Origin of the sequence: Flavisolibacter ginsengisoli DSM 18119 (genome assembly GCF_900129295.1) — a bacterium.
GTDB lineage: Bacteria > Bacteroidota > Bacteroidia > Chitinophagales > Chitinophagaceae > Flavisolibacter > Flavisolibacter ginsengisoli.
This window is the reverse complement of sequence record NZ_FQUU01000004.1, coordinates 199,609-224,027: the sequence shown is the minus strand read 5'-3', so window position 1 is coordinate 224,027 and position 24,419 is coordinate 199,609. Positions and strand designations below refer to the sequence as shown.

20 protein-coding genes, 1 tRNA gene and 1 riboswitch are annotated in these 24,419 nt (G+C 38.8%); of the genes, 12 read left to right on the top strand and 9 right to left on the bottom strand.

Annotation, left to right across the window (positions count from 1 at the left end; genetic code table 11):
- Positions 1–58: 58 nt before the first annotated feature.
- Complete coding sequence (locus BUA53_RS06515; protein WP_072834546.1) at positions 59–295, bottom strand: hypothetical protein; 237 nt, start codon at positions 293–295, stop codon at positions 59–61.
- 165 nt (positions 296–460) lie between these two features.
- Here BUA53_RS06515 and BUA53_RS06510 point away from each other — a divergent pair, with 165 nt between their 5' ends.
- Positions 461–1,897, top strand: coding sequence for a vWA domain-containing protein (locus BUA53_RS06510; RefSeq protein ID WP_072834545.1), 1,437 nt, complete (start codon positions 461–463; stop codon positions 1,895–1,897).
- A 49-nt stretch (positions 1,898–1,946) separates the two neighbouring features.
- On the opposite strand, the gene BUA53_RS21185 is transcribed toward BUA53_RS06510, so the two are convergent.
- Entirely contained in the window at positions 1,947–2,102 is a 156-nt protein-coding gene (locus BUA53_RS21185) for a hypothetical protein (protein ID WP_175546027.1), read from the bottom strand.
- 144 nt (positions 2,103–2,246) lie between these two features.
- Here BUA53_RS21185 and BUA53_RS06505 point away from each other — a divergent pair, with 144 nt between their 5' ends.
- Together BUA53_RS06505 and BUA53_RS06500 are read left to right on the top strand one after the other, a co-directional pair.
- Positions 2,247–4,934 (top strand): 4-alpha-glucanotransferase, encoded by a 2,688-nt coding sequence (locus BUA53_RS06505; protein ID WP_072834544.1) that lies wholly within the window; start codon positions 2,247–2,249, stop codon positions 4,932–4,934.
- A gap of 91 nt (positions 4,935–5,025) precedes the next feature.
- Positions 5,026–6,081 (top strand): dipeptide epimerase, encoded by a 1,056-nt coding sequence (locus tag BUA53_RS06500; RefSeq protein WP_072834543.1) that lies wholly within the window; start codon positions 5,026–5,028, stop codon positions 6,079–6,081.
- Positions 6,082–6,144: 63 nt separating this feature from the next.
- Here the strand turns inward: BUA53_RS06500 and BUA53_RS06495 are convergent, their stop codons facing one another.
- From BUA53_RS06495 to BUA53_RS06485, 3 genes are all read right to left on the bottom strand, one after another.
- The gene (locus BUA53_RS06495; RefSeq protein WP_072834542.1) at positions 6,145–8,205 is read right to left on the bottom strand and encodes a M13 family metallopeptidase; all 2,061 of its coding nucleotides are present in this window, start codon (positions 8,203–8,205) and stop codon (positions 6,145–6,147) included.
- A 155-nt stretch (positions 8,206–8,360) separates the two neighbouring features.
- Positions 8,361–9,878, bottom strand: a complete 1,518-nt coding sequence (locus tag BUA53_RS06490) for a trypsin-like peptidase domain-containing protein (RefSeq protein ID WP_072834541.1) — start codon at positions 9,876–9,878, stop codon at positions 8,361–8,363.
- A 115-nt stretch (positions 9,879–9,993) separates the two neighbouring features.
- Positions 9,994–11,037 (bottom strand): acyl-CoA reductase, encoded by a 1,044-nt coding sequence (locus BUA53_RS06485; protein ID WP_072834540.1) that lies wholly within the window; start codon positions 11,035–11,037, stop codon positions 9,994–9,996.
- A 54-nt stretch (positions 11,038–11,091) separates the two neighbouring features.
- Between BUA53_RS06485 and BUA53_RS06480 the strand changes: the two genes are divergently transcribed.
- The 4 genes from BUA53_RS06480 to BUA53_RS06465 all read left to right on the top strand — a co-directional run bounded on the left by BUA53_RS06480 (position 11,092) and on the right by BUA53_RS06465 (position 13,881).
- Entirely contained in the window at positions 11,092–11,439 is a 348-nt protein-coding gene (locus BUA53_RS06480) for a 4Fe-4S dicluster domain-containing protein (RefSeq protein ID WP_072834539.1), read from the top strand.
- Between the two features lie 219 nt (positions 11,440–11,658).
- A complete protein-coding gene (locus BUA53_RS06475) occupies positions 11,659–12,651 on the top strand; it encodes a D-alanine--D-alanine ligase (RefSeq protein ID WP_072834538.1) in 993 nt (330 codons plus the stop codon).
- A gap of 73 nt (positions 12,652–12,724) precedes the next feature.
- Complete coding sequence (locus BUA53_RS06470) at positions 12,725–13,567, top strand: PASTA domain-containing protein (RefSeq protein WP_072834537.1); 843 nt, start codon at positions 12,725–12,727, stop codon at positions 13,565–13,567.
- 2 nt (positions 13,568–13,569) lie between these two features.
- Positions 13,570–13,881: a rhodanese-like domain-containing protein gene (locus BUA53_RS06465; RefSeq protein WP_072834536.1), complete on the top strand. Its 312-nt coding sequence runs from the start codon at positions 13,570–13,572 to the stop codon at positions 13,879–13,881.
- 77 nt (positions 13,882–13,958) lie between these two features.
- Here the strand turns inward: BUA53_RS06465 and BUA53_RS06460 are convergent, their stop codons facing one another.
- Positions 13,959–16,091 (bottom strand): TonB-dependent receptor, encoded by a 2,133-nt coding sequence (locus BUA53_RS06460; RefSeq protein ID WP_072834535.1) that lies wholly within the window; start codon positions 16,089–16,091, stop codon positions 13,959–13,961.
- A gap of 101 nt (positions 16,092–16,192) precedes the next feature.
- Positions 16,193–16,299, bottom strand: a riboswitch (TPP riboswitch).
- An 83-nt stretch (positions 16,300–16,382) separates the two neighbouring features.
- Here BUA53_RS06460 and BUA53_RS06455 point away from each other — a divergent pair.
- Together BUA53_RS06455 and BUA53_RS06450 are read left to right on the top strand one after the other, a co-directional pair.
- Positions 16,383–17,093, top strand: coding sequence for a head GIN domain-containing protein (locus BUA53_RS06455; protein WP_072834534.1), 711 nt, complete (start codon positions 16,383–16,385; stop codon positions 17,091–17,093).
- 97 nt (positions 17,094–17,190) lie between these two features.
- Positions 17,191–17,385 (top strand): hypothetical protein, encoded by a 195-nt coding sequence (locus tag BUA53_RS06450; protein WP_072834533.1) that lies wholly within the window; start codon positions 17,191–17,193, stop codon positions 17,383–17,385.
- 89 nt (positions 17,386–17,474) lie between these two features.
- Here the strand turns inward: BUA53_RS06450 and BUA53_RS06445 are convergent.
- Positions 17,475–17,546, bottom strand: a tRNA-Met gene (locus BUA53_RS06445).
- A gap of 85 nt (positions 17,547–17,631) precedes the next feature.
- On the opposite strand from BUA53_RS06445, the gene era reads away from it, so the two are divergent.
- From era to BUA53_RS06430, 3 genes are all read left to right on the top strand, one after another.
- The gene (gene era / locus BUA53_RS06440) at positions 17,632–18,498 is read left to right on the top strand and encodes a GTPase Era (protein WP_072834687.1); all 867 of its coding nucleotides are present in this window, start codon (positions 17,632–17,634) and stop codon (positions 18,496–18,498) included.
- A gap of 116 nt (positions 18,499–18,614) precedes the next feature.
- Positions 18,615–19,922, top strand: a complete 1,308-nt coding sequence (der, locus tag BUA53_RS06435) for a ribosome biogenesis GTPase Der (protein WP_072834686.1) — start codon at positions 18,615–18,617, stop codon at positions 19,920–19,922.
- An 88-nt stretch (positions 19,923–20,010) separates the two neighbouring features.
- On the top strand, positions 20,011–20,223 hold the full coding sequence (locus BUA53_RS06430; RefSeq protein ID WP_072834532.1) for a hypothetical protein: 213 nt from the start codon (positions 20,011–20,013) through the stop codon (positions 20,221–20,223).
- Positions 20,224–20,268: 45 nt separating this feature from the next.
- Here BUA53_RS06430 and BUA53_RS06425 read toward each other — a convergent pair whose 3' ends face one another.
- Both BUA53_RS06425 and glmS read right to left on the bottom strand, forming a co-directional pair.
- Positions 20,269–22,479 carry a DUF4954 family protein gene (locus BUA53_RS06425; RefSeq protein ID WP_072834531.1) on the bottom strand — a complete coding sequence of 737 codons (2,211 nt, stop codon included), beginning with the start codon at positions 22,477–22,479 and terminating at the stop codon, positions 20,269–20,271.
- 34 nt (positions 22,480–22,513) lie between these two features.
- Positions 22,514–24,349 (bottom strand): glutamine--fructose-6-phosphate transaminase (isomerizing), encoded by a 1,836-nt coding sequence (gene glmS / locus BUA53_RS06420; protein WP_072834530.1) that lies wholly within the window; start codon positions 24,347–24,349, stop codon positions 22,514–22,516.
- Positions 24,350–24,419: the final 70 nt, after the last annotated feature.

Below are 24,419 nucleotides of genomic sequence, written 5' to 3'. Positions count from 1 at the left end.
GGATCTCTTTTTTTTTGCCAAAAGAGATTCTGTTGTTATTTCTGCGGGCAGCTTTAGGCTATTTTTTCTTCCATTCACCGAACTGGTGCATCAGCCTGTTGTGTGTTATGGAATGGCCTTGTTCATGTTCCTCTTCACCACCTAGAAATGACTCTTTGTCTTCTTCATCCAGCTCATCCCAAAATTCCTTTCCTGATTGATCTGACTCTAAAACAGCTTTGGCTTCTTCGAGTAAAAATTCGTCGGTACAGTTATCCACCAACAGGTGTAATTTCTGTTTTAATTCTGGATTCATAAAATTGGCTTTCCCTAAGTTACCTTATATTTTCAGATAAAATGCAAGAGAAAATGCGGTTTTTATTGCCAGAAATAGTGTATATTTTGATGACTGTTTTATTCTTCCCCCTGATGGCTTAACTTACAATTTTTAGGAACCAACTACCGGTAATAACTGCTTTTCATGCGATCTGGATTGCTACATCTTTATATTTTTCTTGGTTTAACCATATTGCTGTCTTCATATACTATTACAAACAGGACGGCTGCAAATAGTTTATTGACAGCGGATACCAGTTATCCATCTTTTGAGCATGCTATTGATCATAAGGGAAAAACTATCATTTCCTCTAATGACCTGATCAGGTTTTCTTCCGGCATGGACAATGACACGTATCGGAAGGATACCATTTCAAGACATTTTTATTTATACCTGGGAACTAAACTGAAATCATTGATAGGGGACAGTAGCCAAAGGTCTCCTTTGAATATTTCAATTGTAATTGATAGAAGCGGATCTATGAAGGGAGAAAAAATAGAACGTGCCATAGAAGCTGCCGATAACATAGTTGATAAATTAAATGCTACTGATATAGTAAGCATTATAGGATATGGTGATGATGTGGATGTGGTGCAACCTGCTGTGGCAGCTATCAATAAAGAAAAGATCAAAGAAAAGATAGCTCAGATCAGGCCTCGTGGCGGGACCAACCTGTGGGGTGGCTGTGAAACAGGCTATTACCAGGTATTAGAACATTCCAAACCTGGATATGTGAACCATGTATTTCTTCTCAGTGATGGCCTTGCAAATGTTGGAATGACCAGCTCAAAAGGCATAAAAGCAAACGTGCAAAGATTTAAAGATGATGAGAATATCACCCTGTCAAGTTTTGGAGTAGGTATTGATTTCAATGAAGTTTTGCTAGGAGAAATGGCAGAAACAGGGTCCGGCAATTATTATTTTATTGAAAAGCCGGGAATGATAAAAGACATCATGGAAAAAGAACTTAATAGCCTCTTGCATATAGCGGCCCGGGAAGTTTTATTGACCATACAACTTCCCATAGGTGTCAGGCCGCAAAAAATGAATTCTTTCACTTATAGTGTAGAGGGCCAAAAGATCAGTGTAAAATTCAGGAACCTACATGTGGGTGAAGAAAAAGATGTATTGCTTGATCTAAAAATTGCTGATAGTGTAAAGTCAGCCCTGTTATTACAAACAAGACTTACCTGCATAGGAGCCCTCACGGGTCAAAAAATGCAATTGGAAAACACCAACCTGCTTTTTCCTGCTCCGGGTAATCAATATGATCGCAATTTCAACCGGGGGGTAATCAGCAAAGTGCTTCTTGATGTTGCAGGAGCAAATATGGAAGCTGTCATGGAAGAAGTGGATAAAAATAATTATACAGGCGCAAGTAAAATACTAGAGAGAAACCATGGGCTTATGAACAAACACCGTAATTATTTAAATGATTTATATGTATTACCGGAATTGGATAGCGTTTTTAATCAATATTCACGGTATTTACCAAAAATGAAGGAAATGGCCACTGATTCCCTGCGACTCATCCAGAAATCCACCAGGGCAGCTCTTTATCACATCAGGAATGTCAATTAATAAAATTGCCGGCGTATAGCCGGCTTTATGGTAAGATAAGATTGGAATATTAAATAATATCCATAGCTAACACAAAGAAGGTTGTAACAAATGGAAGAAGAAGGGTCAACCAGGGCCAATGTGTTGCAATGGCAAAAACAAGGGCGACAACAGAAATAAAGAATAAGATCCAGTATAATCCTTTTGAACTTCTTTTCACTTCCATGATATTAATTTTGCGCAAAAATAGGGTAGAGATTCAAATAATTGCATTAATCAATGGAAGGTTTTATTAATCTTGTAAAGGTTTATTATTTTCGCCATAATGTGTAGTTTACACACGACCGTTAACCTCTGCTAAAAATTATAGATGAGAATAGATTTTTATTTGCGTTTTCATACGCAATTCGGTCAAACGATTTCGCTTGTTGGAAATATACCTTCCCTGGGCTTAAATGATGCTAACAAAGCGTTGCCTTTAACTTTTTTCAACGAAGAGTTCTGGCATACTTCCATAGAAATAGATCCTGAAGATTATCATACCCTGCACTACAGGTATGTATTTACCAATGAATTTGGAGAGAGGAAAAAAGAAGCTGAAAAGGAAAGGGTAATCGACCTGAAAAAGAACCATAAAGATGTGGTTTCCTTTGACACCTGGAATGATGAAAGCTTTTATGAGAATGCATTTTTTACAGCTCCGTTTACAGATGTATTCTTATCCACCCCGGGGGGTAAAAAGCAAAAGAAGGTGGATACAATAACTCATACAATAAAAATAAAAGCACCCCTGTTGGGTGATCATGAGGCTGTCTTTATAACAGGGAATGCACCAGCTTTTAATAACTGGGATATTGAAAAACCCTTGCTATTGCAAAAAAAAGGAAACTGGTGGACGCTTGAAACTGACCTGTCTGGTACTATTTTCCCGGTGGCCTATAAGTATGGCATATATGATTTGAAAAAAGAGGCTTTTGTTAGATTTGAAGAAGGTGATAATCGTGTATTGCACTACGATATTCCGGCGGATAAAAGAATTGTAGTGCATGATGGATTTTTAAGGGTACCTAATAATACCTGGAAAGGTTCTGGGATAGCTATTCCTGTTTTTAGCCTGCGTAGTGCCAATAGCTTTGGAGTTGGCGAGTTTGCTGATATGAAACTTTTGGTTGATTGGGCCAGGGAAACAGGAATAAAAATGGTGCAGATTTTACCTGTAAATGATACCTCCGCTACATATAGCTGGAAGGATTCCTATCCATATGCTGCGATTTCTGCATTTGCTTTGCACCCCATATATATCAACCTCCAAAAGGTTGGAGGCAAAAAGCATAGTCATATCATAAAAGCATTATCCAAAAAACAAAAACAGTTAAATGGATTGCCAGAGATTGATTACGAACAGGTGATTCAGTTCAAGATCAATGTGCTAAAGGAACTTTTTGAGTTGGATGACATGTCTTTTTTGAAAGAAAAGGAGTATGAAACATTTTTTGCTGATAACAAAAGCTGGTTAATACCCTACGCTGCTTTTTGTTTTCTGAGGGATAAATACAGCACATCAGACTTTTCGAAATGGAAAACCCATTCGCAATACAATAAAGATGAAGTTGAAAGACTAACAGCTAATAAATCCAAGCAATTTCGTTTTATAGCCTTTTATTATTTTGTTCAATACCATCTGCACCTACAACTAAAAGAAGCCACTGATTATGCCCATAAGAAAGGTATTGCGGTAAAAGGTGATATTCCCATTGGAATTTACCGGTATGGTTGTGATGCATGGACGGCTCCTGAACTATATAATATGGATATGCAGGCCGGTGCGCCACCAGATGATTTTACAATCAAAGGGCAGAACTGGGGGTTTCCTACTTATAACTGGAAAAAAATGGAGGAAGACCAGTTTGATTGGTGGCGACAACGTTTTCACCAGATGAGCAATTACTTTGATGCATTCCGCATTGATCATATACTTGGTTTTTTCCGCATCTGGAGTATCCCAGTTTCATCAGTAGAGGGAATCCTGGGAAGGTTTATTCCTGCATTGCCCATTTATGTTCATGAATTTGGTGAAAGAGGGATATGGTTTGATTATGACCGTTTATGTAAACCTTATATTACAGATGCCTTCCTGCAATCAGTATTTTCTGAACATATTGAATTTGTAAAAGATCATTTCTTAACAGCCAACGAAAGGGAAGGATATGATCTGAAGGAAGATTTTGATACGCAGCAAAAAGTAGATGAATACTTTGCCTTACAGGATGCATCTGATTCCAATGCTTTTATCAGGCAAGGCTTATTTGACCTCATAACGAACGTAATACTATTTGAGGAACCAGGAAGTAACCAGCAAAGATTTCATTTCCGTATTCTTGTTGACTCCACTTATTCATTCCAGCAACTTAATGACAGTGATAGGTATAAGTTAAAGGAATTGTATGTGGACTATTTTTATCGCAGGCAAGATGAGTTTTGGAAAAAAGAAGCATTGAAAAAATTACCTGCCCTTAAGGATGCAACGAATATGCTTATTTGTGGTGAGGATTTAGGAATGGTACCACATTCAGTGCCGGAAGTGATGCAGCAGCTAGGGATACTGAGCCTGGAAATTCAGCGGATGCCAAAGAATCCGCAGACAGAATTCTTTCATCCAAAAGACGCTCCTTATCTTTCGGTAATCACCCCTTCTTCACACGATATGAGCACTATAAGGGGCTGGTGGGAAGAAAACAGGGAAAAGACCCAGCGCTTTTACAACCAAATTTTGGGAGAGCATGGCACAGCGCCTTATTTCTGTGAGCCATGGGTGAACAGGGCAGTCATCCTGCAACATTTGTATTCACCAGCCATGTGGGCCGTATTCCAGTTGCAGGACATATTGGGCATGAATGAAAAGTTGCGCAGGGAAGACCCGAGCGAAGAAAGGATCAACAACCCGGCTAACCCTAATCATTACTGGAATTACAGAATGCATATTCCCTTGGAACAATTAATAAAAGAAAAGGATTTTAATAAGGAGTTGAAGGATTATATCACCAATAGTGGGAGATAAGGCAACGGGATAGAATATGGGTATACCAACAGGATAACCAGGTACATGGAGGTTCCTCTATGACACTCCCGAAAATCAATAATCTAATACTATGAAAGTATCTTACCAGTCTTACAATCTTAAATTCAAATACCCTTTTGGAATCTCAAGGGGTACTAAAACGCATCAGCCTACTCTAATCGTTGAATTACAGCATTTGGGTCATACAGGTTTTGGTGAAGCACCTGCCATTAGCTATTACCACATACCCGTGGAAAAAATGATCGAAGACCTGGAGCGTAAAAAAATATTTACTGAAAAATTCGCCTTTACCGAGCCAGACCGCTATTGGCACTACCTGCATCATTTGTTTCCCGCTAACTCATTCCTTGTTTGCGCACTTGATATTGCGGGTTGGGATCTGTATGGCAAAATAAAAGGCAAGCCATTAAAAGAATTATGGCCATTACAGGCAGCATTGAATCCTTGTACCGATTATACCATTGGAATTGACACCATTGATAAAATGGCAGAAAAACTAAAGGAAAGGCCATGGCCTATTTATAAAATCAAATTAGGTACAGATAAGGATATTGAAATTTTGGAACAATTACGAAAGCATACGGATTCAATCTTTCGTATTGATGCCAATGCCGCATGGAAGGCGGAAGAGGCACTGGAAAAAATACAGGTGTTTAAAGACCTGGGTGTTGAATTCATTGAACAACCATTGGCAAAAGAAGATTGGGAAGGAATGAAATACCTTTTTGAAAGATCCCCGTTGCCATTAATTGCAGACGAAAGTTGTGTAGCTGAGGAAGATGTTGAAAAATGTCATGGTCATTTTCATGGCATTAATATCAAGCTTACAAAATGCAGTGGCATTACACCAGCCCTAAGGATGATAAAAAAGGCAAGGGAACTGGATATGAAGGTAATGATTGGTAGCATGAATGAATCTTCTGTAGGGTCGGCGGCCATTGCCCACCTGATGCCACAGGCTGATTATATTGATGCTGACGGACCTTTATTATTGGAGGAAGACGTAGCCACAGGGCTTATATATGAAACAAACGGCCATATACATACTTCAAACCAGCCTGGGCTTGGGATCAGCTACAAAGGGCATATTTTTTCTTCGGATAAGATCAGTGAGACAATGCATTAACTGCAAGTATTAATAAAATAGCTCCCTGTAAAAAACAGGAAGCTATTTTAGAGTTAATTGATCTTACCAGATTCTTACCCGCAGGCTATCGGGCCTGTACATTGGAGTATTTGGTTGAATAGGAAAAGTGGTATAAAACTCATCCACATCAACAAAAGGCCCATTTACCCGGTATTTAGCAGGTGAATGGACATCAGTAAGTAAACGGTTTCTTAATTGTTCCTCACGAATCTGTCCCAGCCATCCAAGTGCATAGCCGAGGAAGTAGCGCTGCATAGGGTCCAATCCCTGGATCTTTTCACCCTTCTTATATTGTTCTGTCTTTTTGAAGGCCTCAATGCCTAATAATATTCCTCCCAGGTCAGCAATGTTCTCTCCCAGGGTGGCTTTACCATTGATATGATAACCTTTGACGGGTTCATATTCATTGAACTGTCGTACCATGACATCTGCCCGTTTTTTAAATTCTTCTTCATCTTTTTTTGTCCACCAGCTTTTCAGGTTTCCTTTTTCATCAAACTGGCGGCCTTCATCATCAAATCCATGGGTGATCTCGTGTCCTATGGTGCTGGCGCCAGCATAGCCATAAACTGTAGCGTCATCAAGTTGCTCATCCCTGTAATTGGGAACAGTGAATATGCCGGCTGGAAGAACTATTTCATTATTGGATGGATTATAATAAGCATTATATGTTTGCGGCGTCATATCCCATTCATCCCTGTCTACAGGTTTCCCCAGTTTATTCATATTGTAGTTATGCCACCATATATGGGCGTTTACGAGGTTTTGTAAATAACTTTCATGGCCAATGTCCATAGAAGAAAAATCTTTCCATTTATCCGGATAACCGACTTTCTTTTTCATGGCGGCAAGCTTAACATAGGCTTTTTGTTTTGTACTGTCTGTCATCCAGGTTAATTTACCAATACGGTCCTTTAAAGCATCGCGGATGGATTCTACCATATCAGAATATCGCTTTTTAGCAGTTTCGCTAAAAAACTCCTTTACATATAACTGGCCCAATAATTCACCCATAGATGCTTCTTCACTTTGGATTACTCTTTTCCAGCGCGGCCTCCTTTCTTTTGCACCCGTAAAAAGCCTGGTAAAGTTGAAAGATTCAATGCCGTATTGTTCTGGTAAGGCACCTGAGAAATCAGAAATAAGATTAAACTTTAGGTCGCTCTTCCAAACATCAAGGGGGGTACCAGTCAGAATATTATTCAGTGCTTTGAAAAACTCAGGTTGTCCTACTATTACAGAATCAATGCCTTTGATTCCTGTATTGTTTAAAAATAATGACCAGTCAATGTTAGAAGACATTTTTGGGAGTTCAGCAATGGCCATTTTATTATAATTGGCGTAAGGGTCACGAAGGTCTTCGATCTTTCTTGAGGCTTTTGCCAATTTAGTTTCAAGTGAAAGGATGCTCTTTGCATCGGCAGTAGCTTTTGTACCGTCTTCACCTGCCATAATAAGGGTCCTTGTAATATAATTTACATATTGGCTACGTATGTTTGAAGTAGCAGAATCTGTTTTAAAATAATATTCTCTTTCTGGTAGTCCTATTCCTCCCTGTACTAACTTATAACTCATTACCTCACTATTCTTGTCATCCTGGGCTACGTAATCATTAAACAAGGTGGAAGACCCTATTTTTTTAAGATCAGCAACAGTTGCCACAAGTGATTTAATATCATTGATGGCGTTGATCTTATCAAAGTATGGCTTCAATGGCTGAAGACCTAATTGTTCAATTTTTGCACTATCCATGGCTGTTGACCAATAGTCACCAATCTTTTGTTCTGTAGATCCATGAGCGGATTTTGTAGCTGCTGCTTTCTCACTTATAGAACGCAGTCGCTTTAAATTTTCTTCAATTACCAGGTTACCAATACTCCAGCTTCCCTGGTCAGGAGGAATGGGGTTTGATTTTATCCACCCACCATTGGCATACATAAAAAAATCGTCCGAAGGGTTTACAGCCGTATCCATATTTACTCTTAAAACGTCAGCTTTATTTTGCGGAGAATCAATATTGGCAGAAGCCTTCGTGATTGTATTGTTATTATTACAACCCGTGACAATAGAAAAGATAATAATCCAAAGAAAAATAATGCGCATGTAGTTTTTGGATTAAATATAAGTAATACTGATTAGTTCAAACGTTGTTCAGGCAGGAGCTGCGGCGTCAGAAATAAAAGAAACTAAACCTGTGAGAACGTAAAAAAAGAAGCCCTCCTTTTTAGGAGGGCTTCTTTTTGATGTATAATGTAAAATTATTGGTCAAGGTTAACGGGGTATGAATATGGCATATCGTTGCCTGGGTACACACCTTCAACTTTTACAGTTCCCGCTATATTGGACAATAAATCAGTAAGGTCTTCCAAACTGGTTACCTGCTGGCCAGCAACGCTTGTAATTATAAACCCGGGCTGAATCCTGGCCCGTCCAAAAGGGCTGTCTTCATAAATTTTATTAATGACCACTCCACCGTCAATACCATATTTAGAGGCTTTATCACTACTCAGGGTTGACAAATCGGCTTTTAAACGCGTTGAGATATTTGCACTTACTACGTCTGACTTTTTCTTAAGAGCCACTGTTACAGTAAATTCTTTGCCGCCACGTATGTACGTTACCGGGACCTTATCACCTGGATGAAAACCTGCAATTTGCGCACTCATCTGCAAACCTGAAACAACGCGGTTGTTGTTGACTTTCGTAATGACGTCTCCTTTGCGGATGCCGGCAGCTGATGCTCCACCATCTGAACTGACAGAAGAAACATATACTCCTTCAACATTGGTAGGTATGCCAAGAGATTTCAACTGCTCATCAGACACATCATCAGTGGGATAATAGCTTACTCCCAGGTACCCTCTTTGAACATCTCCGTACTGAATAATATCATTTACGATTTTCTTGATAATATTTACAGGAATGGCAAATGAATAACCAGCATAAGTACCCGAAGGGGCCAAAATTGCAGAGTTGATACCAATAAGCTCTCCATTTGTATTGATCAATGCACCTCCGCTGTTTCCCTGGTTAACAGCAGCATCTGTTTGTATGAAAGACTCTACTGGTGTGTCACCCTTCTGTGTTTGACGGCTGTTGATGCCAATACTACGGCCGGTTGCTGACACTATACCTGCCGTAACTGTAGCATCTAATGTAAGGGGATAACCAATTGCTAACACCCACTGTCCTAATTGTATGTTATCTGAATTGCCATAAACCATAAAAGGTAACTTAGATGCATCAATCTTAAGAACTGCCAGGTCGCTGCTAGGGTCACGACCTATGACCCGTGCTTTATAAGTTTTGCGGTTGGACAGTGTTACGTTTATCTCGGCAGCAATGCCACCGCCCTGGTCAGAGATCACGTGGTTATTAGTTACAATGTAGCCATCTTCACTAATGATCACTCCACTTCCTGATGCTCTTTGTTCAGGTATAATGTTTGGACCAAAGCCTTCACCAAAGAACTGATCGAAGAAATCATCAAAATTTCTATTACGGGGAAGATTATTAGAAACCTTTTTAGCCGGGATCTTTGTTTTAATATGAACAACTGCCGGCACAGCGGAGTTGGCTGCCTTTACAAAATCAAGGCCTTCAGCAGGAGCACCAGGTTTACCATCAAAAAAACCAGCATAGTTAGCCGGAAGTCCTTTCTCAGCCGATCCTACAGTTATATTTTCCGTATTGAGATATTTATTATACAACGCCACACTACCCACTGCAGAACCTGCGCTGATAGCAACAATTAAAAGAACTTGTTTAAATTTCATAGTTATTCAGTTTGAATTTATTAATCTAATGCGTCAAATTGTATGCCTTCGATAACAAAATAACAATACTGTCAGGCTATTTTAAAGCCATTAAAGCAGTTTAACAATTAATTTACTAAGGTCTTCGTACTTCGTTAACAGTTGGCTTATAGTTATTTTCTGACAGCTGCATAAGAAAATTTATTGTGTCAATACCATCAGCAAAATCAGTGATTGAAGGACACTGTGCATTTCCAAATGGAATATTATTTTTACCAACAACACATTGGACAGAATCATTGTTCAAAAGCCTTGCACGAACCTCAGCTTCATTGGTGTAATATTCAAAGTTTAATTGGCTTATCGGGGAAGTTATAGAGGCATCTTCCACCAAAAGTATGCTGCCATTTGTCATATAATACCTGTTGTTCAACATATATATGGCAAGGTTGTAGTCATAATTGTTCCTGTATTTATGGTAGTCTGCCAGGTGATCATATTTTTTGAAAGCAAGTAGTAATGGCTGAAAATCATATTCCCGGGGAACGAAGATCTTAGTGACATTACGACACCCAAGGCCGAAGAATTGGTAAGCATCATCTGCCAAACCTTCAAGATCTGCTGTTGATTCATTTCCATTTAAAATGGCTACGGAAGATTTGTTTTTCCTGATAATGTGTGGGTACTTATTGAAATAATACTCGAAATAACGGGAAGAATTATTGCTACCCGTAGCTATATAAGCATCACAATCCTTCAACATGCCACTAAAAGTGAAATATTTTTGGGAAGCGGGTTGCCAACTGATCATTTGCTCCACCAGGTGGGTTATTAATACCTGATCTTTTGAAGAAGCTTTAATTTTAGCAAAATGCCCTGTGAGGAAAACACAAAGAAGGTCATGAAATCCAACCAATGGAATATTTCCAGCCATTACAATTCCTACCATTTGTGGGGCGGAATTTTCTTCAGGGATCGAATATGTCTTAACCAGGGTTTCCAGCTGGGATGGCTGTAAAAAAGAAGTAACAATATTATTTACAGCAATTTCTATAAATTCGGGGATGAACCAATTGTTTTCCAGGTATGCCCGATGTTTAACTTCGATCCAGGCCTGATTTTTTCCCTGCATATAGGTTCCTAATTGTACCAGTAACTCTTTTCTTTGTTGTAATTTCATTTCCGAACTTTAAATTTGTCAGCAAAATTAATTCCCTTCAAACTAAACTAGGTTATGGCTATAAAGATTACAGAAGAATGTATCAATTGCGGAGCTTGTGAACCAGAGTGCCCCAATAATGCAATTTACGAAGGTGGGGTGGAATGGGCTATTGCAGACGGAACTACTGTCAAAGGTGAATATACACTGGTAGATGGAACTGTTGTTTCTGTTGAACAGAGGAATGCACCAATCGCTGTTGATACTTATTATATCGTTCCCAGCAAATGCACAGAATGCCAGGGCTTCCACGAGGAGCCGCAGTGTGCCGCTGTTTGCCCGGTAGATTGTTGTGTTCCGGATGAAATGTACAGGGAGACAGTTGAAGAATTATTAAGTAAAAAAGAGCGGCTTCACATATAATTGTTGTACCTTAAATATTATCCGTAAGGGTGCAGCTCTGCTGCTAATTAAACAGGTGATATGTCCTGTGTAAAAAGGTGAAGGAGTATAATTTCTTCACCTTTATTATTTTTATCCAAGGGTTAATTGAGACCTTTTTTTGGCGAAATTTTCATTACAAAGAGGGAGAGCCAGATTATTATCTAATTATTTTCTACTTTCCAATTTCAACAAATATAAATGATGAAGAAAATTGCATTAGTCACAGGGGGATATTCGGGCGAGGCTGTAATTTCCTATAAGTCTGCCGCTACCATTTATAACCATTTGGAAAAGGAAAAATATCAAGTTTATAAAATTGATATCAGCCCCTCAGGTTGGTTTTATGAGGATGAAAAAGGCATTAAAACAGATGTTGATAAAAATGATTTTACTATAACTCTCGATGGAAATAAGGTGAAATTTGACGCAGTTTTTATTGGGATGCACGGCACTCCGGGAGAGGATGGAAAATTACAGGGGTATTTTGACATGCTTGGCTTACCTTATACTTCCTGCAATGCTGCCACTTCAGCACTCACTTTTAATAAACGATATTCTGTAGCTGTAGCACATATGGCAGGAGTGCCCGTTGCGAAATCGGCGCACCTATTTAAAAATACTAATTATAGTCTTGATGACATTCTTTCACACCTCAAACCTCCCTTATTTGTAAAGCCAAATAATGGTGGCTCGAGTATTGGCATGAGCAAAGTAAATGAGCCAGCTCAGCTACAAGATGCCCTCGCAAAGGCTTTCAAGGAAGATGACCAGGTATTGGTGGAGCAAATGATTGAAGGAAGAGAATTTACAGTAGGAGTTTATAAAACCGGGGATTCCATAACAGTTTTGCCTATTACAGAAGTAATCACACATATAGGCCAGGATTTTTTTGATTTTGAGGCCAAGTATGGTGGGAAATCTACTGAAGTTACCCCTGCTGAAATTACATCAGACTGGCAAGACCAGTTAGAAGCTACGGCAAGGAGAATATACCAGGTATTTAATTGCCGCGGTGTAGTAAGGATAGATTTCATTTATAATGCTACCGAAAATAAGCCTTATATGCTGGAAATTAACACCATTCCCGGTCAAAGTGATGCCAGTGTTATACCGCAACAGGTAAGGGCAAAAGGTATACGCCTGGAAGATTTCTATTCTAAACTCCTTGATGAAGCTTTAAGGAATCACTAAAAGGCACTATCGCATACTATCAACCTACTTAGCATCATTTTTATATATTGCAGCTCCAAACAGAAAAACCTGAATGATCAAGACCCAACAATCCAAGACAGTCAAGCCCAAACATTCCAGGCCATTATGGTTTCATATGGTAATCGCATTAGTGGCTATTATTGTCCTGATACTTGTCTTTTTACTATCACTAAACTGGATTACCAGGCATGGTGAATCAAGAACGGTTCCAGCGGTGGTGGGTAAAAATATCAGCGAGGTAGAAAAGTTCCTGGAAACAAAAGGATTTGATGTGGTAGTTCAGGATTCGGCATATTACGATTCTTTGCCACCAGGGTTTGTATTAAGGCAGGTACCTGAGGCTGATGAAGTAGTAAAAATTAACCGCACAGTATATGTAACCATTAACAGGTTTGTTCCTCCTGACGTAGAAATGCCCAATTTGTTAGGGTCTAGTTACAGAAATGCGGAAATGGTATTAAAAAACATGGGATTACGATTGGGAGATACTACCTACAGGTTTGATTTCGCTAAAAACTCTGTATTAGAACAACTTTACAATGGAAATTCTATAAAGGCAGGCACAAAGTTGAAAATGGGAAGTACCATATCTTTAGTATTGGGAAGTGGTCTTGGAAGTGAAGATATCAATGTTCCGGATCTTGTAGGAAGAAGTTATGATGAAGCAAGGGCTTTACTAGATGCCCAGGGTTTGTCAGGGCTTGTTATAGTAGATCCTAATGTTAAAGATACTGCCAGTGCTTTTGTTTATAAGCAGAATCCCATGCCAAGAACCATAGATGGTGCAAGGTTACGCATCCGCCCTGGTCAAATGATAGACATCTGGTTAAGCCTGGAAAAGCCTGTTACTGATTCAGTGGAGGTGAAACAACAACCAATGAACCAAGAACCTTAATAATGAAAAATATTACAGTAGAAGAATTAAAGGCAAAAATGGAAAAAGGAGATGCTATTAACCTTATCGATTGCCGTGAACCTCATGAGTATGAAGAATTTAATATTGGTGGTAAACTAGTGCCCCTTGGAAAAATTCAAACAATGCAGATAGAAGATATTGAAGACCTCAAAGAAGAAGAAGTCATTGTTCACTGTCGAAGTGGCAAGCGCAGTATGATGGCATGTATGATATTGGACCAAATGGGTTTTAAAAACACTTTTAATGTAGAAGGTGGAATGCTCGCCTGGAAAGAAAAATTTGGGGAAAAGTAATCGCTCAATAAACTCTTTTAACTTTTATAAGTACAACAAATCCCGCCACCAGCGGGATTTGTTGTACTCTGAACTGATTATAATTTGATATTGATGCCTGCCATCCAATTGGTACCTGCCATAGGAAAATAATAATTTTCTGTAGCAAGGTTGTTATTGTAGTAATAACTGAAAGTATAGCCGTTAGGTTCGTATTTTTTATTAAAAAGGTTATTAACCTGTAAAATAAGATTTACATTTTTCAGCCATTTATAACCAAATGAATAAGCTGCCCTCACATCCTCCAAAAAATAGGGATTCAATTTTCGGTCTTTATTTGTTGTGTTATCAAGGTATTGTTTACCCACATACTTGCTTAACAGATCAATAGACAAGGGATAAACAGGTGTTATTGTTAGTGTAGCAGAACTGATAACGGAAGGTGATAAAGCAATATCAGTTTCTGGATAGAAATTAACCTTTTGCCCGCCATTATCATAGTCATCAATGAATTCATTGAAATTTCTGATCTTATTGCGGCTGAGTGTAAGATTAGCTGCTGCTTTGAACCATTTGCTTGCAACAACAGAACCCTGTAACTCGACACCCAGGCGATAGCTATCATCAATATTGGTGCGGGTATAGGCTCCCACATCATTGATCTTTCCTGTCAGGATCAGCTGATCCTTATATTTCATATAATACAAGTTAACACCGAAGCTGCTTCTGGAGGTTTTGTTTTCAATGCCAGCTTCCACATCATTTAGTTTTTCCGGCCTTGGTTGTTCATTAGTATTGGCTTCAAAATCATCCCTGTTCGGTTCTTTATTGGCAACACTATATGAGGTATAGGCTAACCAACCATTTGAGTGATAACTAAGACCTAGCTTGGGATTAAAAAAATTATAATTCTTATTAATCACCAGCCCTGGATTATCCTTAAATCCATTGAGGTCGTAACCTACCTTCCGGTATTGCAGGTCAGTAAAGGCCTGGAGGTGATTGGTCAGATCCTGTTGCCATTTTCCATAAACTGTAAGGTCATTCTTATTAGCATCCAGGTCATAATAATGCTTTGGATTGCTCAACCCTTTTTCCGCCCAGGTTACCTTGCCAAAATGGTTGCCATCGTAGCGTGTTATGGCTCCGCCAAATAGGAGCGAAGATTTATCGGAATGATGCTGCAGAGAAAAAATAGATCCATAGAAGCTATTATCCAGCCATAACTGGCGAACAAGGTCTGAAGTATCAACTCCTGGTGCTGGAGAGGCCAGGCCATAATCAGCATAGGCTTGTGCTGCCCTGTATTCTTCATAATAGCCTTTGCCCTTAGTAAGAAAAACTGCGGTATTAAAATCAAAAAAAGGTGTAAAGCGATGGGTGAAAAATAATTGATAATGTGTTTGCTGGTAATTATCAGTTTCATTTTCATACGGTGTACCCGGCTTCTCCATGCCTGCATAATTAATGGTACGGTTCGCAGCAAGGTCGGTTTGGGAAACGCCATACCAGGCCTGGTAGGTTTTTTCTTTACCAGTAAATATATTCAGTCGTAGATCTGATTTATCTGATAAATAAGCAGTTGAAAAATATAAAGATTTTAAATTACTGCTAGCCCTGTCTATATAACCATCGCTTATCAGCCTTGATACTCTTACATCTGCAGTGAAATGATTGCCTATCAGACCAGTACCTGCTTTGATGGTATTTTTCCAGGTGTTGAAAGAGCCAAAACTGTTGTTTAGTTCTACATACTGTTTTTTGATTAACTCGTTGGTGCCCAGGTTGAGGGTTGCTCCAAAAGCACCTGCTCCGTTTGTTGAGGTTCCTACTCCTCTTTGCACCTGGATGCTGTTAATAGAAGAAGCAAAATCCGGTAGATCTACAAAAAAAGTTCCCTGGCTTTCTGCATCATTATAAGGGATACCATTGAGTGTAACATTGATGCGGGTGGCATCAGTGCCACGAATCCTGATACCGGTATATCCAACTCCATTGCCAGCATCGGAATTTACCACAACAGATGGCGTCTGAGATAATAAGAACGGCAGATCCTGTCCCAGGTTTTGCTTTTGGATCTCTGACTTGCTAATGTTTGTTTTGGCAAATGGTGCCGTGGAGCCCGCTCTTACCGCTCTTACCTCCACAGGTAAGAGGTCAATAGTGTCTTTTTGTTGGGCTGCCAGGTTTAAAGAAGATAGAATACAAAGTGAAAAAACAATCCTTTTCATTTTCATGATTTTTTTAAAATGAAAGGGAAATGCTGTTGAAAGAGAAGGTTACGTGCTTTATTCAAAGTTTATAGGTTTCGTGTATACCCTGAAACCCGACCTTTGAACGAACAAAGCCTCCCTGCGCAGGCATTACCCTGATCAGGTTCTGCGGGTATGATCTCAGCCTTTTCTGCATAATAGCGAATTAGCACCCCGGGAATCTGAAATTAACGTTGCAAAATTAATGAAGTTTTTTTTCAGAATCATTGTAACCTTTTAATCCTTCCCTCGTTTCACAAAAAACATTTTATGAGATCCTTGCTAATTGCTTTTTATATAATTTCTTTCAGCCTTGTAGCCAATGCTCAAAAAGTGGTAAACGATGCTAATGCAGAACCCAGGGCTGTCACTTCGTTTCACGCTATTCATATTTCCAATGCTTTTGAAGTGATACTTTCACAGGATGCCCAGGAAGGATTAGCGGTAAGTGCCAATAATAAGGAAGACCTATCGGGTATCAAGACTTCAGTTGAAAATGGTGTACTTAAAATATGGTTTGACCAGAAAGGCTGGTGGCCAAAGAACAGGAAGCTGAAAGCCTATATAGCTATAAAGAATGTGGACGAAATAAAGGCGGGAGGAGCTTCTAACATAAAGGTTGATGGATCAATTTCTTCAACAGGTTTAAAATTGGATTTTTCAGGGGCCAGTGATCTGAAAGGCAAATTGAATGTGAATGGCCTTTTGGATATTCATATCAGTGGCGCTTCCGATGTAGAAATCAATGGAACAGCCGATGAAGTAAAAATTGATGCCAGTGGCGCCAGTGATGTAAAAGCTTATGATTTCACTACAACAAACTGCACAGTGGACGCAAGTGGGGCCAGCAGTATTAAAATATCAGTTAATAAAGAATTATCTGCAAAATTAAGCGGTGCGAGTAGCGTGAACTATAAAGGTTCAGCAATGATAAGGGACATCAAGACAAGTGGCGCCAGTTCAATTTCCAGGAAGTCTTAAAAATAGTCTAAGCAGTTACAATTACACCAGGCCCGGTCTTTTGCCGGGCTTTATTTATATGGCAATTTTTTTGTGTGACTAACATAAATAAGATTTTATGGCAAAAAAAGAACACAAAGGGGGTTTACTTACTAATGAAGAAGTAGAAAGGGACAACAAAATAAAAGGCAAAAACCCAGATGGAAGTGGTGGATATACTGGAGCACAGGATACCGGTGAAGATAAGATACGGGGATTAGGTAGTGAAACACAGAAAAATGGTGGATCGAAAGGCAATATGGATACGCAATGAAATGAATTAACATTTCCTGTTTTATAGTGCCTTAATATGGTAAGACAGACATGTATCTAAATAGAAATCCCCCTAAAAGGGGGATTTTGTTGCGAAGGGAGGGATCGAACCTCCGACCTTCGGGTTATGAGCCCGACGAGCTACCGCTGCTCTACTTCGCGATGTGGGTTGCAAATATACAAGCGTACATCTTTACTACCAAACAATTTTAATAGTCTATTTTTGCCGGTCAATAATTTAACTAAGGTGAAATCAGGGTTTGTTAACATATTTGGAAAGCCTAACGCAGGGAAAAGTACATTGCTCAATGCATTGATGGGAGAGAAGCTTGCCATTGTATCTTCCAAGGTTCAAACTACACGTCACCGTATCAAGGGAATATTAACAACTGATTCCTATCAGATTATTTTCTCAGACACACCTGGCATTATTGATCCAAAGTATAAGTTGCATGAAAAAATGATGACGGCCGTTAAAAGTGCCCTTGAAGATGCAGACCTGGCCTTATTGCTTGTAGATATTAATGATGACTGGAACGAGGTGGATGGCCTTTTTTCTTCTCTACGTTTAAAAGCAACCGCCCTGGTAGTTATAAATAAAACCGACAAAACCAATCCTGTAAAAATTAAGGAAGCTATTGATTTCTTTAAAGACAAAAAATATTGCAAGGAGACAGTTGCCATTTCTGCTTTAACTGCCAGTAAGGTCCCTGAACTTCTTGATCTTATAGTACAGTTATTGCCTGAAGGTGAGGCTTTTTATAATGAGGATGAAATATCTGATCTTCCCACTAAGTTTTTTGTTGCGGAAATCATCAGGGAAAAAATTTACAATCTTTTAGAAGATGAGATACCTTATCATACTACAGTTATAGTCAATGAATTCAAACAAAAATCTACCCTTATCAAAATAAGGGCTGAGATCATCGTACAAAGAGAATCACAAAAAGCTATCATAATTGGGGAAGGCGGTAAAATGATTCGTGAAATAGGATTCCAGGCCAGGAAGGAAATTGAACAATTTGTGGATCAAAAGATATTCCTGGAGTTGTTTGTGAAAGTGAGGCCAAAATGGAGAGAGAATGAATTATTCCTTAAAGAATATGGTTATTGACCAGGAGGACCGGGTAAGTTAATTAGTAAAATTATAAACAGATACAAGCCTGGTAAATAAAGGCATTGTTAGAAGAAATTTTTAAAATCAGAAAATACCCTTTAGGGTTTACAAGCATGGCATTTACAGTAGCAATAGTAGGAAGACCCAATGTAGGTAAAAGTACTTTTTTTAATCGGCTTTTAGAACAACGTAAAGCAATAGTTGAAGATACCCCGGGCGTTACACGAGATCGTCAATATGGCATCGCTGATTGGAATGGTAAGAATTTTTATGTGATCGATACGGGAGGATTTGTTCCTGACAGTGAAGATGTTTTTGAAACTGAGATCCGTAAACAAGTGCAGGTAGCTGTAAATGAGGCTAGTGCCATTTTGTTTGTTGTTGATGCTGCTACAGGGATGACTGATCTCGATGATGCCATGGCTGATGTATTGAGGCGTTCTACCAAACCGGTTTTTCTTGTAGTGAATAAGGTTGATAACAATGAACGCTTACTGGAGGCTTCAGAATTCTATAGCCTTGGATTTGAAAAGGTATTTTTCATTTCAGCTATAAGCGGCAGTGGAACAGGTGATTTACTAGATGAAGTGACAGGATTGATTGAAGAGGACTCTGAATTTGAGGAGGAACAAGGCTTGCCAAAATTTGCAATCATTGGACAGCCCAATGTAGGAAAATCATCTTTGCTAAATGCATTGATAGGAGAGGAAAGGACTATTGTCAGTGATATTGCTGGCACTACCAGGGATACCATTCATACCCGTTATAAATTATTTCAAAAAGATTTTGTTTTAATTGATACAGCGGGTATTCGCCGAAAAGCAAAGGTTCATGAAGACCTGGAATTTTATTCGGTGATACGTGCTATTAAAGCTTTGGACGAAGCAGATGTTTGTTTGTTGATACTGGATGCAGAAAAAGGAATTACTGCCCAGGACCTTACTATTTATAGCCTTGCAGCTAAAAAAGGAAAGGGACTAGTGGTACTTGTTAATAAATGGGACCTTGTAGCAAAAGAAACAAATACCGCTAAGGAGTATGAAAAGGAATTAAAGCAGCGCATGGCTCCATTTAACGATGTGCCTATACTTTTTATATCAGCAAAAGAAAAGACGAGGATATTCAAAGGAATTGAAGTTGGACTGGAAGTTTATGAGAACAGGAAACGTAAAATACCAACCGCCCAGTTAAATGATATCATGCTGAAAGCAATCGAATCGTATCATCCTCCCGTGGTCCGTGGCAACCCTGTTAAAATAAAATACATTACTCAATTACCAACAGTGGTTCCTTCGTTTGCCTTTTTTTCCAATTTTCCCGATGATATAAAGACGCCCTATAAGAATTACCTGGAAAATAAATTAAGAGAAAATTTCAATTTCACTGGAGTGCCTGTTCGTATTTTCTTCAGAAAGAAATAAAAGAGGGAAAATAACACTCAAAATTTGGATAATTCGTTTGAGCCGTTACCTTTGCGCCCATTAGTTAACTAAATATTTAAAAAGTACAATGAAAAAATTTCTTGCCATCATCGCTATCGCAGGCGGTTTAGTTGCTTGCAGCAACAGCAGCGAAAACAAAACTACTGCTGATTCAACAACAACCACCACAACAACTGATTCTACTGTAGTTACCCCAACAGTAACTGATTCTACAGCTACTACTACAGTTGATTCTACAAAGAAAACAACTACTACTACTGTAGACAGCACTAAAAAGTAAGCTGTAAAATAGATATTGAAAGGCCCCTTTTTAAGGGGCTTTTTTTTATAGTGAGAAGTTTAATAGTAAGTTTTGTACCCGTTTTCTGAAGGTTGCTAATTCTTCATTCTGCTGGTTAATAAAGGAATTGTCTTCCAGTTTGCCAACTACGGCTTCCATTTCTTTTTCTGAATCATAAACCATTTTCTTGAAGTAATTCTGGTAATCTTTAGCCCTTGAAGTATAAATATTTTCAGTCATCCATTCTTTAGTAGCCAGGGCTTCATCCAGAATTTGCTTAAAAAGATCTTTGGTTAATCGTTTTGATGGAGGTTTTGCCATTTCCATGAGTGAAGCATAGGCGTGCTGTAATTTCTGATCTTTATATAAAGCGCCATTTATACGGTAAAAATCGTGTACTTCCTCCCAACTTTGAATGTTTCCGGTTTTTATGCTATTTAACAAGGTCGATACGGAAGGTTCTGGCATCAATTGTCCACCTATATTGGCCCAACTCAAACGTATTGGTTCTGCAGGCAATGAATCAACAAGGGATTCAAAAGTCAGGATCTTATTGTCTTCAACATATCTAAGCAGGTTAACTGCCGCATAATAAACAATCAGTCTTTTGTATACAAAATATGCTTCTTTTGCTTTTATTATAATTACCGGACGAGTATTATTTTCAAAACCATGGGCTACTATCTCCAGCTTACTAAAATCAATGGTCTGATCATTTAAGATGGCTTCACCTTTGTGTTCAAGAGTGGTTTCGGAAACTGTATCACTGGATAAGGATGGGTCGTATGCCCGTGCCACTAATTTTTTCAATAAGCTTACTGCTGAAAATATTTCATTAATACTATCAGGCGCCAGGCAATCATATTCAATGAATTGGATTTTTTCCGGTCTTATATCCCTGTCAAGGTACTTTGTTTCATTACGGGCAAGAGCATATAAGTTATACATAAACCAATAGGCAGGCATAACAATTAACCTGTCTTTGCTTTCATCATTGCTTACAAGACTAAACGGTAGAGGAATATTTAATTCGTTTGGGTAATCTCCCTTGGCCAGTAGAGTAAATGTTGCAAATTTTGAATTGTGTTTAAGGCTTACACAAAGCCCTGGCCAAAATCCCCTTGCACTAACAAATTCACCATCTGCTGCCCGGCTGTTGTGATTGGAACCAATGGTTGCACCTGCAGCGATATTGCTCTGGCCCATTACAAGTGCTGCACATAAAAAAGAATTATTATGATGTTGTTCATGAGCCGGGAAGATCAATGAATTGAGCACTTCGCAACAGGAGATCGTTGAGTTATTACCCAGGAAGGAATTGATCAATCTTGCTCCATATTTTAACTGGGAATTGGAACCCATTACAAACCTGACAGCTTTTACTCCATAGAATATACGACAACCGTAATCGATGATGCCATTTACCAGTTCACATCCTTCACCAATTTGCGATTGGGCCATGGGATTTGAATTAATGGTAAGATTTTTCAGTTTATTTGCCCCCTTTATATAAGCGTCGCTACCGATCCATACATCTTTGATAATGCTTGTGTTCTTGATCACACATCTGTCACCAATCTTGCCATAATACCCTCTAAGTTTATCAAATTGTTTTTCCGTGAGTTGTTTGAATTTCTCCATTAACTCGTCATCGTCTCTATATTTTGACCACAGGTATGCATCCCCAGGAAGCATACCATTGAAAGGTAGGATCTTGCGGCCTGCATTTTCATTACAAACCTCAACCCATACCCGAATATTCTCCTGCTCCCCTTCCTTCAATATGCCATTCCCAAATTTGGCATGATCAGTAACATGCAATTCATGGACATTTGAGATCATCGCCTCGTTGCCAACAATATAATGAGAGATGTAGTTAACATTATTTATAACAACGTTGTCTCCAAAATCACAACTAATAATAGTGCTGTTGTATAGACCAACAGGCATGCACACATTATGATACTCCAAAGAAATTGCCTCCAGCTTACCTATGCGTACAAGGCCAAAGAACTTACAGTTTTTGACCAGTTCAGGGGTGAAAGCATCTGATACATGCAATTTATTCCAATCATCTGAAGTATTATTATTACGAACGAGCACTTCTATCTCGTAAGCAGTAAGATTTCGGTAATGTATACCGCTTTTATTTTGTTTATTTCGCAGGTAATATTCATCGTTACCTTCGGAGAGGAATTCCTCCTTAATAAAATTGTATCCTATTGATCGGAGAGGTCTTTTTATGATCTCGTTCATCTTACCTACTTTAAGCTTTTGTTTACGTAGTCATTTATTCTACTGTCACTGATTTGGCAAGATTTCTAGGCTTATCAACATCATATCCTTTTGCTATTCCAATGTAATAAGCCAATAATTGCATAGGAATGGCACTAAGCATAGGCGCAACGATTTCATCTGCCTGAGGAATCGTAATGATATCCTGGGCAAGGGCCGAACTTTGCTCGTCACCTTCATTAATGACTGCGATAATCTTTCCCTTACGTGCCTTGATTTCCTGCATATTGCTGACAACTTTCTCATGATAAGAATCCTTTGTAGCTACAAATACCACTGGTAAATCTTCGTCAACTAGTGCAATAGGGCCATGTTTCATCTCAGCAGCCGGGTATCCTTCTGCATGTATATAAGATATCTCTTTTAATTTTAATGCTCCTTCCAAAGCTACAGGAAAATTGTATCCTCTTCCAAGGTACAAAGCATCCTTTGCATCTTTATATTTCTCAGCAATTGCCTGGATGTTATCTTTTGACCTTAAGACTTCTGTTACCTTATCAGGTATAGCATCCAGCTCCTGCAATAACTGCATATACCTGTCATGGTCAAGGGTACCTTTCTCATAACCTATTTTTAGTGCAATCATTGTAAGAACTGCTAATTGTGCAGTAAAGGCCTTGGTAGAAGCAACGCCAATTTCCGGTCCGGCATGTGTATATGCTCCTGCATCCGATATACGTGCAATTGAAGAACCAACCACATTGACTACTCCCAGTATGAGTGCTCCTTTTGCTTTTGCATTCTCAATTGCGACAAGCGTATCTGCAGTTTCTCCACTTTGTGATATCGCAATTATAACATCACCCTTATTTATAACAGGATTGCGATATCTAAATTCTGAAGCATATTCCACTTCCACATTAATGCGGCACAATTCCTCAAATATATATTCAGCCACAAGACCTGCATGCCAGCTTGTTCCACAAGCAACTATAATGATCCTATTCGCATTACTTATCTGCTCGGCATATTTTTGAATGCCGCTCATCGTAATGGTGCCAGCTTGCGCATCCAGTCTTCCTCTCAGGCAGTCATAAATGGTTTGCGGTTGCTCAAAAATTTCCTTGAGCATGAAATGGTCGTAGCCCCCTTTTTCTATTGCGGCTAATTCCATGTCTAGTTTTGTAATAAAAGGCGTTTGTCTTTCATTACCAAGATTCTTTAAGATTAATTCATCTTGTTTTATTATGGCTATCTCATAATCATTCACATACACAACCTCCTTTGTGTATTCAATAATTGGAGATGCATCAGAGGCCAGGAAATGTTCGTTCTTACCTATTCCTATTACCAGGGGGCTTCCTTTACGCGCAGCTATAAGGGTATCAGGATCGTTTTTGTTAATCAATACTATAACATAAGCTCCTACAACTCTTTTAAGTGCAATTCGGACAGCTTCCTCTAAAGAACAATTGTTATTTGTTTGAATATCTTCTATAAAATTTAAAAGCACCTCAGTATCAGTATCACTTTTAAATGTGTAACCCTTTTTAGTAAGCTCTTTTTTTAATTGTGCATAATTTTCAATGATGCCATTATGAATCATTGCAAGATTTCCACTGGCGGAGGTGTGAGGATGAGCATTGCGATCATTGGGTTCACCATGTGTTGCCCAACGGGTGTGACCTATACCAATATGGGCATGTAGATCAACGCCTTGCAGACTTTCTTCCAATTCAGAGACCCTTCCTTTCTTTTTATAAACTTTCAATCCCGAGTTTAATAAGGCTACACCTGCACTGTCATAACCACGGTATTCTAATCTTTTTAGCCCTTTTAATATTATTGGATAAGCTTCCCTGGGTCCAATATACGCGACGATACCACACATAAGTGTTGAATTTAATTTTCTATTAATAAGCGTTGCGAAAATCTATAAAAAGACTGAGACCCCAAAAATT

Excerpts from the sequence above, each read along its gene's own strand:
- BUA53_RS06430 (WP_072834532.1), top strand. The coding sequence starts at position 20,011 with ATGAAAAAATTTCTTGCCATCATCGCTATCGCAGGCGGTTTAGTTGCT.
- BUA53_RS06510 (WP_072834545.1), top strand. The coding sequence starts at position 461 with ATGCGATCTGGATTGCTACATCTTTATATTTTTCTTGGTTTAACCATA.
- BUA53_RS06450 (WP_072834533.1), top strand. The coding sequence starts at position 17,191 with ATGGCAAAAAAAGAACACAAAGGGGGTTTACTTACTAATGAAGAAGTA.
- BUA53_RS06465 (WP_072834536.1), top strand. The coding sequence starts at position 13,570 with ATGAAAAATATTACAGTAGAAGAATTAAAGGCAAAAATGGAAAAAGGA.
- BUA53_RS06425 (WP_072834531.1), bottom strand. The coding sequence starts at position 22,479 with ATGAACGAGATCATAAAAAGACCTCTCCGATCAATAGGATACAATTTT.
- der (WP_072834686.1), top strand. The coding sequence starts at position 18,615 with ATGGCATTTACAGTAGCAATAGTAGGAAGACCCAATGTAGGTAAAAGT.
- BUA53_RS06455 (WP_072834534.1), top strand. The coding sequence starts at position 16,383 with ATGAGATCCTTGCTAATTGCTTTTTATATAATTTCTTTCAGCCTTGTA.
- BUA53_RS06500 (WP_072834543.1), top strand. The coding sequence starts at position 5,026 with ATGAAAGTATCTTACCAGTCTTACAATCTTAAATTCAAATACCCTTTT.
- BUA53_RS21185 (WP_175546027.1), bottom strand. The coding sequence starts at position 2,102 with ATGGAAGTGAAAAGAAGTTCAAAAGGATTATACTGGATCTTATTCTTT.
- BUA53_RS06470 (WP_072834537.1), top strand. The coding sequence starts at position 12,725 with ATGATCAAGACCCAACAATCCAAGACAGTCAAGCCCAAACATTCCAGG.
- BUA53_RS06515 (WP_072834546.1), bottom strand. The coding sequence starts at position 295 with ATGAATCCAGAATTAAAACAGAAATTACACCTGTTGGTGGATAACTGT.
- BUA53_RS06475 (WP_072834538.1), top strand. The coding sequence starts at position 11,659 with ATGATGAAGAAAATTGCATTAGTCACAGGGGGATATTCGGGCGAGGCT.
- BUA53_RS06480 (WP_072834539.1), top strand. The coding sequence starts at position 11,092 with ATGGCTATAAAGATTACAGAAGAATGTATCAATTGCGGAGCTTGTGAA.
- BUA53_RS06485 (WP_072834540.1), bottom strand. The coding sequence starts at position 11,037 with ATGAAATTACAACAAAGAAAAGAGTTACTGGTACAATTAGGAACCTAT.
- BUA53_RS06495 (WP_072834542.1), bottom strand. The coding sequence starts at position 8,205 with ATGCGCATTATTTTTCTTTGGATTATTATCTTTTCTATTGTCACGGGT.
- glmS (WP_072834530.1), bottom strand. The coding sequence starts at position 24,349 with ATGTGTGGTATCGTCGCGTATATTGGACCCAGGGAAGCTTATCCAATA.
- BUA53_RS06505 (WP_072834544.1), top strand. The coding sequence starts at position 2,247 with ATGAGAATAGATTTTTATTTGCGTTTTCATACGCAATTCGGTCAAACG.
- BUA53_RS06460 (WP_072834535.1), bottom strand. The coding sequence starts at position 16,091 with ATGAAAAGGATTGTTTTTTCACTTTGTATTCTATCTTCTTTAAACCTG.
- BUA53_RS06490 (WP_072834541.1), bottom strand. The coding sequence starts at position 9,878 with ATGAAATTTAAACAAGTTCTTTTAATTGTTGCTATCAGCGCAGGTTCT.